The sequence below is a fragment of the Sporolactobacillus spathodeae genome (assembly GCF_016908935.1).
Taxonomy (GTDB): Bacteria; Bacillota; Bacilli; order Bacillales; family Sporolactobacillaceae; genus Sporolactobacillus; species Sporolactobacillus spathodeae.
In genome coordinates this window covers 172171-182924 of sequence record NZ_JAFBEV010000004.1, presented here as the reverse complement: position 1 = coordinate 182924, position 10754 = coordinate 172171, and the positions used below count along the sequence as shown (strand labels likewise).

The window sequence follows — 10754 nt, the reverse complement described above, 5'->3', positions numbered from 1 at the left end:
TTGAAGGCTTAGGTTAGTGTTGTCTTATTTTTCAAAGGTATCTGAGAAACAAAGAATTAAATCTTATTTAGGCCTTGACTTAATACCACAAGACTTAAATTTTATAAGTTAAGCGCATTCAAAATTGGCATATTGCTGAAGAACCTGGCATACATCGTGAGCACTTGTTGTCTGGCCAAGTCTTTCAAGAAAATGTTCACTTTTGAACAAATCCATTAAATTGGCAAGAATGTTTGTTTGTGCCGAAGGATTATCGTTAAGGATAGCAAACAGAAATTGTACAGAAATGATTTCTTTAGGATTGATCATGTTGCGAAAATCGACGGGCTGTTCGAGTCGGACAACGACAACTTTCTTTGTTTTACAAAATGCAGGTTCCGTATGTGGAATCGCAATATTCGGGCCGCCAGCAAAGAGTGGCTGCATATCAAGCGCAGTTGGAAATTGCTGTTCGCGGCCAAAAATGGCTTCTGAAAAGGCATCGGTGACTTCACCGCGCTGCTCTAAAATCTCACCGAGCCGCTCAAAGAGTTGCTTTTGGTTTGCGGCCGAAATGGAAAGGATATCGTTCTCCTGAATATCTAGTGGAAGTCCCATGGTTTTCCCTCCTATCGTTCTAATATGTTCAAAGTTGTTCTCTGTTCACACGTTTAATGTAAGCCTTTTTGAAAACGTTGTCAATAGATAATTTTGTACACTATCTCTTTGAAAAACGTGATTATATTAACGTTTATTTAATAAGATAGAAAATATCGTCTACTTATATCTCGGGGAACGAAATTAAAATTTTAAAGAAAAAACATGAATAATTGTTTTAGCTGAAAGCGTTGACATTTAAAATAAACGGTGATAAATTGTTCTTGTAAACAAAAACAAACATTTGATAACATTGTTTCTTTGTTTAATTTGAGGAGGGAGAACTGTGAAAGTCATTATTGGTGCTGATAAAGATGGGGCAAAGGCAAAAGATGAATTGGTTTTGGAATTAAAGGAAGAAGGTTATGAAATTCTCGATCTTTCCAAAGAGGGGCAGGATTTTGTAGACGTAGCGGTTGCCGTTGCAAAACAAACATTGAAGGAAACGAACAATGGGGAAGACAAAAGCGAAACGGCACCACGTGGCATTGTCATTGATAAGTGGGGAACGGACGCATTCATGGCTGCGAACAAACTGAAGCATGTCATCTGTGCCAATGTTTCGGATGAGCATTCAGCTCGTATGACACGCAGACACAATGGGGCATTGATGATCACACTGGGCACGGCGGTTGTTGGTTCTGAGTTGTTGAAGAGCTGTGCGAAAGCATACCTTGAAGCCCCGTTTGACGGCGGACGTCACATGGTGCGAATTGATATGGTCAATAAAATGGCCTGATTTTGACAAAAAGGCACAAATCACTTTGTGTGTGAAATTGTGGTGGAACACTCTGACGTTAGCTGCAAGCGAGCAGCTGAAGCAGATTGCTACAATCCAGCTGTTTTCGAGACGATGCGTCATTATGATATATATATAAGGAGGAAGAATGATGACAAAAACAGTCATTTCAATCGGATGCGATCACATCGTAACCGACATCAAAGAGCGAGTCAGCGAACATTTGAAAGAGGAAGGCTACGAAGTTATTGATAATGGAACGTATGATAAACTTCGTACCCACTATCCGATTTATGGCAAAAAAACGGCTGAAAAGGTAGTCAGCGGCGAAGCAGCATTTGGTGTTGTCCTTTGTGGTACGGGTGTCGGCATTAGTTCATCAGCCGCTAAGGTACCTAATGCGCGAGTGGCTCTCGTGCGCGATGTTTCGGAAGCTGAATATGCGCGAAAAACGCTTAATGCGAATGTCGTCGCAGTCGGCGGACATATCACTGGCGTTGATTTGATTAAAGCAATTGTCGATAAATTTATCACAACGGATTACGAAGAAACACCGGAACACGAAGCGTTAATTAAGAAAATTAATGCGCTTGAAGGACCGAAACCAGAGCAGACGGGAAACGAACATTTCTTTGATGAATTTGAAAAGAAATGGGAAGAGGGCTATTACCACGACTGATCGTCGGTAAAAGTCTTGAAATTTAAGGGTTGATCGCTTTTGCTTTTTCGAGACGAGTACGAGAAGCAAAGGTAGGATTGAGTGGAAAAAAGGAGGCAGGATCATGCCGAAAGTCTTATCCAACGGTTTGAAAATAATTTTTCTAGGTGTCAGTCTGGTCTTTATCGTTTGGGGTGTGCAGGAATTTCTGAAAGCTGCCACAATCTATTCTCTATTTGGCTGGTGCTACCTGATGCTCGGTGTCGTCGCTCCTTCCGTTGTACTTCTTGGGCACAGCGAAAGGCGCAAAGAAGGAAACTATCTCTCATCGAGAACGCAGGTTTTGACTGAAGCAATTGTTCTGAGTGGCCTCCTTCTTTTAGACGCTGGTTTACTCATTCCGCTGGTGTTCACTATTCAGCTGATCGTGTCCCTTGTTGGTTTCTTTATGGCAGTGCCTGCTTCCTTCATTCATCTATATCTTTCAGCGCCAAGCGCGTCTGGCGAGAAAAGAAAAGTGAAGAATGAACGGAAAATGACAAATTAAATCACTATCCGAGCTATTAAACCGACGCCGCTTTTCCGCAAGCGGCGTTTTCAGACGTATCAAGCCGTAGCGAAGCAAAGTGTCACACTTTGCTCAAAGTGACAAATTGACACTATGACTGAATTTGACGTAAAATGGTGACTGTGAGAGAAAAACGATCAACATTCTGCGCGTTTGCGGGAGAATGGTTAATCGGTGGCATAATGTGGGACAATAATTTTTGTCCAAATAACGCTGTGGAGGAATAGATAATGGTTAAAATCTCTAAAGGCAAGTTCGAATTTCTTGAACAACTGTCTGACGAAAATGGCGTCATTGCTGCTTTGGCAATTGACCAACGTGGTTCTTTGAAGAGAATGATCGGCGCAGCTAAGGGTTCCGATGCTTCTGTTGAAGAATTGTCGGATTTCAAAACGCTCGTTTCGAAAGAACTGACACCATATGCAAGTGCTATTTTGCTTGACCCTGAATATGGTATCCCTGCTGGTAAGGCACGCGCTGCAAGCTGCGGTCTGTTAACCTCTTATGAAAAAACCGGTTATGACGCAACGGAACCTGGTCGTATTCCTGACCTTCTCCCAAACTGGTCTGTAAAACGCATCAAAGAAAACGGCGGTACGGCTGTTAAACTGCTCGTTTACTTCGATCCAGATGAACCTGATGAAATCAACGATGTAAAGAAAGCATTTGTTGAACGCATTGGTTCTGAATGTAAAGCTGAAGATATTCCGCTCTTCTTCGAAATCGTTACTTATGATGAAAAGATTACGGATAAAGAAGAATATGCAAAAGTTAAACCGCAGAAGGTTCTTGATTCTGTTAAAATCTTCACTCAGGAACGTTACGGCATCGACGTGCTGAAATTGGAAGTTCCAGTTGACATGAGCCGTGTTGAAGGCGTTGGCGAAAATGCTCCGGTTTACACAGCTGAAGAAGCAAAGAATTACTTCCTTGAAATCGACAAAATCACAACGATTCCTTACATCTGGCTGAGTGCTGGTGTATCGACAGAATTGTTCCAGAAAACGCTCGTGTTCGCTCACGACGCAGGCGCGAAATACAATGGCGTTCTTTGCGGCCGCGCAACATGGCGTGACGGCGTTGAAGCTTACGGCAAGGGCGGAGAAGCTGGCGCTGTTGAATGGCTGCGCACAGAAGGTAAGAAAAACGTTGAAGAACTTAACGCAATTCTTGCTGAAAATGCAACGCCTTGGTATGAAAAATTCGGCGGCAAAGACAAAATCGAAGTTGTCGACTAATTCTATCCAATAAAAAACTTCCGGGCTGTAATGGCTTGGAAGTTTTTTTTTGTATGGTAAAAAAATAAGAGGTATCCCAGTGTGAATAAGTGGGATACCTCTTATTTACAAGCGCGGTTCGCTAATTAGAAGCTCGATTCGTTAGTTAAGCGCCGCGCCGCTTTCGTTAGTTAAGGAGCGCTTTCGTTAGTTAACCTGCTCTTTTTAAGTTATGTGCCAAGCAAAGGGGGGGCCTGCGGGAAAAGAGAGCGACCGCGGCACATTTGCTGTGGATAGTACTAAGCGCAATGCTGCTCAATTTTTCTGAGGCCTGACCCGTGACCAAAACCCAAAATATAGATATAAAAAGATGCGCCGTGCGGTTATGAAGTACGGTGCACCCTTCTTTAATTTTAAAGATCAGAAGCAACTGGACATATGCGCAACAAATTGATCGATTGTCGCGCTCATGTGTACATCGAGATCAGGGTCCGGATGAAGGAGATCGGCATAGGCCCCGTGAATAAACACAGTCAAATTGGGATAGCGAACGGTCAGCGAATGAAGCAGATGCTCGATGATCGGAAGCTGCTCGCGCTCTGTTAATGACAGACAAAGATAAGCGCAATCTTTCTGAGCGATCATGTCTAAGAGTTCTTTCTCAGCCACTTGTTCGGCAAGAAAGTAAGATTTCCAACCGTTAATCGTCAGCAGACTATTGATCATCTTATAGATAACAAGATCTTTCGGACGGGAAAGATTGGCGATTATGATGCGCCCCATATGCACCTTCAATTCAGTGGCAAAACGCAGCATTCGCCAATCGAGCAATGTCACGGTTGTTTCCCGAGCGATTAATTCATCGGCGGTAGTCCAGCGTTTTTGCGCTTTTCCCGCCTCGATCTCTGATAAGGCACGGGCAAAAATATCAATAAAAACATTTTCAACGCGTTTACTATCGGACAGTTTCTCCAAACATTGGAGCGCGTTCAACGAGTTGCCGTCAATCAGGCATTGAATATATTCTGTCCAAAGCTGCTTGGCTTGTAGATGTAACTGATTGATGGCCCAGCCAGTGACTTTTTCAATCGTAATTGATAAATCCTTCGGCAACTGAACGATCGTTTGACTATCCTCTAGTTTAATTCGCGGCAAAATGTCCGATCCTTTAGGGTTTTCGATTATCGACCCTTTTTGACCATTCGAAAGAATGACCTTGCTTGCTGGCGGATAGATTCGAATAAACTGGATAAATTGGTAGCAGGTTGCTAGATCAAAGAGTTGACGAGAAACCGCGTCTCGCAGGATAATTTCGAGGGCTTTTGTTGCATGCATCGGCTTGCGGTACGAACGGTTCAAGGTCAGCGCGGAATAGACATCTGCGATCATGATCAATTTCAGTGCGCAATCGTTTTTTTCTATAATTTGTTGATTCGGATAACCTTGGCCATTCATCCGTTCATGGTGTGAAAGGGCGATCCGACATGTTTCTTCGCTGAATTTGAATTGTTTTAAAAGAGCGGCACCATCGGCAGCATGCTGCGTAATTTGCTGGTATTCGCGTTCCGTTAATTTTCCGGTTTTCAATAAAATAGCGCGTGGGGTAAATAATTTTCCGATATCGTGCAGCAAGGCACCGATAACAAAATCCTTGGGCAGCTCTTCATCGAGTTGGTAAACGAACAGGCTGCACAAAATAAAAACATCGATCGAATGTGTGTAACAAATCGGATCCCACTGCTTCAGACTGTCCATCAAAAGCCGGATGGTCGGATTCGAGAATAACTGCAGGTAAAGCTGATGAAGCCATTTATAGGACGTTTCGGAGTGAAGAATGTGACCGTAGCGTAGTTCATCTGCAAGCGGCGCAATATCGTTCTGAAAACGTTCCGTCAAGAGATGTACGTCGTGTTTGGAAATTTTGTGCTTATCTGAAAAATTAAAAGAAGGAATTTTATCGGAGAGTACTTTAATGTTACAGATGCCCTGACTGGCAATATCTTCAGCCATTTGGCGGGTGATATACGTACCGGAGTGATAGCGAATTTTGGAATTGATGTAGACATCCTGACCAAGCAGGTATCCCTCGGCAAGCTGTTTGACTTTCACGGACATCGTCATGATGTTGGCTCACTCCTAGATGGACATTGAAGAAATATGTAATGCCGCCGATGCTTCACAAAAATGAGTGGCGACAGATGATAATCGTATGATGGAGCAAGAAAAAATGCATCCAATCGAATAAGACTCTTTCACCATTGTAGCAACTGCTGAAAGAAAACAAAAGATAGAACCAATTAAACTGGTAAAATTTATTTTTTTTGATATAAAGAACATATAGGAATTTTGACGAGGCTTTTAGTATAAAAAAGGCGCCCGCGGCAAGCGAGCGGCCGGAGCGTTATTTTTGAAATAGGCTTCAGTTTTATCAAGTTTTTCTTCATGCATTTCACCACAAATATTCATCAGCGAAAAAAATTTTGCTAGGGAAAAGGTCATGTTATAATGGACAAATAGAATGGATCGGATCGAGATGTCTGTGGTAATTGACAGATAGTCTTGAAAAATGGTTAAGTCCTTCCGATAAAAGACTTGTAGAGTTTCTGAGTGAAGGGATTGACTGCTATGGATCTGTCCACTGTGATCGGCTTGCTTTTAGGCTTTCTGTCTTTAATTATTGGTTTTATTATGGAAGGCGGTACTTTAGGCGCTTTATTTAAAGTTACAGCTCTTTTGATTGTAGTTGGCGGGACGTTTGGCGCCGTAATTATCAGTTTTCCTGGATCAACACTGAAAAAAATTCCGTTTATTTTAAGATATGCTTTTCTTAAACCGAAAATCGATGTCGCTGAGACGATTGGGCGTTTGGTTGATCTAGCCAATGTTTCCCGGCGTGAAGGGTTGCTCGCGTTAGAGACAGAGCAAGAAAAGTTTCAAGATGATTCGTTTATGGCAAATGGCATGCAACTCGTTGTCGATGGCGTCGACTCCGATGTTATTGACGATATTCTCAATCGTGATATTGAATTATATGAACAGAAAATCCTTGGCATTGGCCGGATGCTTGAAGCCGCCGGCGGTTTTTCACCGACGATGGGGATTATCGGTACGGTCATGGGACTGGTGCATGTGCTTGGCAATTTGAGCACGCCGAATGACCTTGGACCAGCAATTGCAGTTGCCTTCATTGCTACACTCTATGGCGTCAGTCTGGCAAACTTGGTTTACCTACCGATTTTTAATAAAGTGAAAGCTAATCTGAACCAGGATATTCTGATTCGTCAAATTAAAGCGGAAGGTATTCTCTCGATTCAATATGGCGAGAATACGATGATTCTGCGTAAGAAACTTTTCGCGTTCCTAAGCGAAGAAGAGCGAGAACAGGCAGAGTATCGCCTCGATCATGAGAGGGGTTCAAGCAACTCAGGAAGAGAATTCGAAGGAGCGGGGATGAATGGCTAACCGTCGCAAACGCCGCTCAATAAAACGCGTTGAGAATCACGACAATTCGGATCGCTGGATGATTACGTATTCGGATCTGATTACGCTGCTGCTCGTTTTCTTCATTGTCATGTTCTCAATGAGTTCGATTGAAAATCAAAAATTCAACGCGCTTGTTACGTCGCTCAAAACGACCTTCCAAGGGAATTCGATATTGCAAGGGCTCGGTTATCCGACGGCCGATAAGGGGCAGGCGCTTCCATCGGTACCGCTTGTTAAGCAGGATACACAAACTCAGAAAGATAAGAATAAAGCACAGCGGGATAAGAAGAAGCTCGATAGCCTCTATGTCCGCCTTAATCAATACATAAAAAGTAATCATTTAAGCCCGCAAGTTTCTCTGAAGGAAACGCCTAAAGGTGTACAACTAACTTTTCGGGAAAAAATCCTTTTTGATTTAGGTCAAGCCAATTTAAAAACGAATGCGGAACCGGTGCTGCAGAATATCGGCGGCATTCTTAATGATGTACCGAATGAGGTCAGCATTGAAGGGTATACCGACAATACCCCATTCCGCGGAAGCAACTCGCCTTTTCACTCCAATTGGGAACTATCTGGCGCGCGCGCACAAACCGTGATGAATTATCTGATTCAAAACGACAATCTGAAGCCCAGCCGTTTTCACTTTGTTGGCTATGGGCAGTATCATCCAGTCGTAAAAAATGACACACCGGCGCACAAGGCAATCAATCGCCGCGTCGATATCGTCGTGATTCGTCAGAACGAAGATAATGTAGCCGATTAAATTTTTGCATATTTTTCCAACTTTTTGTCATTCTATTGTGCTATTATTTTCTATAAGAAAATAAGAAAATCTATTTTTTCTTTGACATAAGGATGATGCTGCTTGAAAAAATTTGTACTGGTTCTCGCGATCATTTTGTGCGTGGTATCGATTATTGGCGGGAAAATTTATTGGAATCACCGGATTCAGCAAATGACCCAGACAAGTCAGACGGCTTCTCATTTAACAGCTGGCTTGCAGCTAAATGACTCATCGAATCTCCCGATCGTGAAACAAATCAAAAAATTGCCGAAAACGTTGCAAAAGGCGGCGCTCAAGGCGTACAAAACGAGCGGACAAGTGCGAATCGCTTGGGTCGGCGATCATTCGGCGCAGACGGATGCTGCGCTTTTGCAAACGAGCCTAGACAATACATTCGGTTCCTCTTTCTTTGTTGTGACACCGATTGACCTTGGCACGGTTAATTCTTTGCAGTTCAATCAGGTAAAAACAGACAAGCTCTTTAAAGCGATCAGTGGTAAACCGGATGCCGTTCTCTACACGCCGCTTATCTACAATGATGACCATCAGGTGGGTACAAATGATACGGCGACTGTAACCGGCTATTTTCAAAAAAAGGTAAAGACGAGTTATCCCAATGCTGCCTTTTATGCGGTTATGCCGAATCCATCCTCACAATTCACTTATATGAGCGATCGGATTCGTTCGATTGAGGGTACGCTTCAAAAGCAGAAAATTGCTACAATCAATCCATTTAGCAAACTGCCAAAGGGAACTTCTTTGAAAAAACTGCTCGGATCAGATGGACGGACGTTGAGCAGCAAGGGTCAGAATGTCTGGATTCAGGCCTTTGCAAAACAATGGGGCTTGAAAAAAACGCAATAAATAGTGATGCTTTTTAGCAAGGTAAGAAAGACCACGTAATTTATCAATCAAAGCGACTGTGATTCGGTACGCATCAGTACCGGATCACAGTCGCTTTTTTTAAGTATGCTTTTGCGCCGCATGGACAGGGGAGACGTTTGTCTATTAAGGTGCGTGGCGTCGTTCGACAGAAGTGCGTTGCAAATCGCTAGAAGCGAGCACCCACGCCTTTAATGCTTAAAGCCGCATGCTGTTTGCCAGTCAAGGACCAGCTATAGCTCATTTTTCTGAAAATCAGCATGTATTAAAATTGTAGGAAACGAAACAATCAAACTAAAGTGGGCGCTTATGGCAGTTGCGGGGTTCCGGCGATTCGCCACAGACGCGCAAGATTCTCAGCTGTACGCTCGATATTTGTGGCAGCGTCATTTAGAGCTTTTTGGCGTGGGATTGCGCCGGGAACGACTGAAAAAACGGCGTCAATACCGTGTGTGAGTACGCGATCAGCATCTTCTGCTGTGTAACCGGCAAGAGCGATAACCGGAATGTCGAATTTTTTCGCGCAGCGGGCAACGCCGATCGGTGTTTTTCCATAGATCGTCTGCCCATCAATTTTTCCCTCACCGGTGATTACGAGCGCTGCGTCACGCATTTTTTCCTCAAGGGCTGTTTCGCCGATCACCAAATCGACGCCGGGGCGAATTTTTCCATTTAAAAAACAGATCGCCCCAGCACCGAGACCGCCAGCGGCTCCCGCCCCAGGTATTTTTACCACATTTATCCCTAGGTCGCGATAAACGACAGATGCAAACTGCGCCAGCGCTTGATCGAGGCTGGCGACTTGTTCAGGCGCTGCACCCTTTTGCGGACCAAAAACCGCAGAAGCACCGTTCGGCCCGGTCAGCGGATTGGTCACATCAGAAGCGAGGTCGAAGCGTGTTTCAGCGAGGCGTGGATCCGCATCGGTACAATCAATCGCGGCAAGATCAGCCAAGGCGGCACCGCCGCGCGGAAGCGTCCTGCCCTGGTCGTCAAGGAAGCGGAACCCGAGTGCTTCAGCCATGCCGGCACCGGCGTCATTGGTCGCGCTGCCGCCCAAACCGAGAATAATGTGACGGGCACCTTGATTGAGAGCGGCGCGAATCAATTCGCCAACACCAAAGGTTGTCGTGATCAGCGGATTGCGTTCATCTTCCGCCAAATATTCGAGGCCGGCAGCGGCTGCCATTTCGATGACGGCTGTTTTTCCATCACCGAGCATGCCGAAAAAACCCGGCACCAGATTGCCGAGCGGGCCAGTGACTCTTTTTTCGATTTTCCTGCCACCTGTTGCATCAATTAGCGATTGCACGGTGCCTTCACCACCGTCCGCCATCGGAATCAGCGCGTACTCCGCTTCCGGAAAAACGCGGGACCAACCGCGGTGTATTGCTTCCGCAGCTTCTCTTGCTGTCAATGATTCCTTAAACGAATCCGGTGCAATGACGATTTTCATCTTTCTCTCTTCAGTCACGTGAAAACACCTCCATGTTTTTCCTCTATTTGTAATACTATCAGAAATTGACCGATAATGAATACGCACAGCATTGGTCGACAGTGCTTGAGATATAAGATAAACTTGGGTACGCCAAGTCCTTTTTGCAAAAATTGCGCTTCGGCTACTCGCTTGCCGCGGGCGCCGCGTGTCTCCTCAAACAAACTGGAATCTGCAGGGCCTCACTTGGCTCGTTTTTCCCGCAGGCATCTCGCACATTGCCTTTTGATCAGAAAACAACATTAAATTGAAACATAGCTATTTATTAAAAAAGCGGCTCATCGTCATTGCG

At 44.5% G+C, this 10754-nt stretch carries 10 protein-coding genes; 7 read left to right on the top strand and 3 right to left on the bottom strand.

All coding sequences use genetic code 11. The features are described from left to right. Window positions 1–108: 108 nt before the first annotated feature. Window positions 109–597 carry a PTS sugar transporter subunit IIA gene (locus JOC27_RS03530; RefSeq protein ID WP_205005620.1) on the bottom strand — a complete coding sequence of 163 codons (489 nt, stop codon included), beginning with the start codon at window positions 595–597 and terminating at the stop codon, window positions 109–111. Window positions 598–922: 325 nt separating this feature from the next. Between JOC27_RS03530 and JOC27_RS03525 the strand changes: the two genes are divergently transcribed. The 4 genes from JOC27_RS03525 to JOC27_RS03510 all read left to right on the top strand — a co-directional run bounded on the left by JOC27_RS03525 (window position 923) and on the right by JOC27_RS03510 (window position 3839). Further along, entirely contained in the window at window positions 923–1375 is a 453-nt protein-coding gene (locus JOC27_RS03525; protein WP_205005619.1) for an RpiB/LacA/LacB family sugar-phosphate isomerase, read from the top strand. A gap of 151 nt (window positions 1376–1526) precedes the next feature. Further along, a complete protein-coding gene (lacB, locus tag JOC27_RS03520; protein WP_205005618.1) occupies window positions 1527–2054 on the top strand; it encodes a galactose-6-phosphate isomerase subunit LacB in 528 nt (175 codons plus the stop codon). A gap of 103 nt (window positions 2055–2157) precedes the next feature. Next, window positions 2158–2580 (top strand): hypothetical protein, encoded by a 423-nt coding sequence (locus tag JOC27_RS03515; protein ID WP_205005617.1) that lies wholly within the window; start codon window positions 2158–2160, stop codon window positions 2578–2580. A 251-nt stretch (window positions 2581–2831) separates the two neighbouring features. Further along, window positions 2832–3839 carry a tagatose 1,6-diphosphate aldolase gene (locus JOC27_RS03510; RefSeq protein ID WP_205005616.1) on the top strand — a complete coding sequence of 336 codons (1008 nt, stop codon included), beginning with the start codon at window positions 2832–2834 and terminating at the stop codon, window positions 3837–3839. Window positions 3840–4238: 399 nt separating this feature from the next. On the opposite strand, the gene JOC27_RS03505 is transcribed toward JOC27_RS03510, so the two are convergent. Continuing rightward, a complete protein-coding gene (locus JOC27_RS03505) occupies window positions 4239–5939 on the bottom strand; it encodes an HD domain-containing phosphohydrolase (RefSeq protein WP_205005615.1) in 1701 nt (566 codons plus the stop codon). 504 nt (window positions 5940–6443) lie between these two features. Between JOC27_RS03505 and JOC27_RS03500 the strand changes: the two genes are divergently transcribed. The 3 genes from JOC27_RS03500 (at window position 6444) to JOC27_RS03490 (ending at window position 8949) form a co-directional block, all read left to right on the top strand. Continuing rightward, the gene (locus JOC27_RS03500; protein WP_205005614.1) at window positions 6444–7280 is read left to right on the top strand and encodes a flagellar motor protein; all 837 of its coding nucleotides are present in this window, start codon (window positions 6444–6446) and stop codon (window positions 7278–7280) included. Beyond that, window positions 7273–8064 (top strand): flagellar motor protein MotB, encoded by a 792-nt coding sequence (locus JOC27_RS03495; protein ID WP_205005613.1) that lies wholly within the window; start codon window positions 7273–7275, stop codon window positions 8062–8064. Before JOC27_RS03500 ends, JOC27_RS03495 begins: the two co-directional genes overlap by 8 nt. A 102-nt stretch (window positions 8065–8166) precedes the next feature. Beyond that, on the top strand, window positions 8167–8949 hold the full coding sequence (locus JOC27_RS03490) for a hypothetical protein (RefSeq protein ID WP_205005612.1): 783 nt from the start codon (window positions 8167–8169) through the stop codon (window positions 8947–8949). A 325-nt stretch (window positions 8950–9274) separates the two neighbouring features. Here the strand turns inward: JOC27_RS03490 and JOC27_RS03485 are convergent, their stop codons facing one another. Then, window positions 9275–10423, bottom strand: a complete 1149-nt coding sequence (locus tag JOC27_RS03485; RefSeq protein WP_205005635.1) for a glycerate kinase — start codon at window positions 10421–10423, stop codon at window positions 9275–9277. Between the last annotated feature and the right edge of the window lie 331 nt (window positions 10424–10754).

Excerpts from the sequence above, each read along its gene's own strand:
- JOC27_RS03495 (WP_205005613.1), top strand. The coding sequence starts at position 7,273 with ATGGCTAACCGTCGCAAACGCCGCTCAATAAAACGCGTTGAGAATCAC.
- JOC27_RS03505 (WP_205005615.1), bottom strand. The coding sequence starts at position 5,939 with ATGACGATGTCCGTGAAAGTCAAACAGCTTGCCGAGGGATACCTGCTT.
- JOC27_RS03500 (WP_205005614.1), top strand. The coding sequence starts at position 6,444 with ATGGATCTGTCCACTGTGATCGGCTTGCTTTTAGGCTTTCTGTCTTTA.
- JOC27_RS03510 (WP_205005616.1), top strand. The coding sequence starts at position 2,832 with ATGGTTAAAATCTCTAAAGGCAAGTTCGAATTTCTTGAACAACTGTCT.
- JOC27_RS03485 (WP_205005635.1), bottom strand. The coding sequence starts at position 10,423 with ATGAAAATCGTCATTGCACCGGATTCGTTTAAGGAATCATTGACAGCA.
- lacB (WP_205005618.1), top strand. The coding sequence starts at position 1,527 with ATGACAAAAACAGTCATTTCAATCGGATGCGATCACATCGTAACCGAC.
- JOC27_RS03515 (WP_205005617.1), top strand. The coding sequence starts at position 2,158 with ATGCCGAAAGTCTTATCCAACGGTTTGAAAATAATTTTTCTAGGTGTC.
- JOC27_RS03530 (WP_205005620.1), bottom strand. The coding sequence starts at position 597 with ATGGGACTTCCACTAGATATTCAGGAGAACGATATCCTTTCCATTTCG.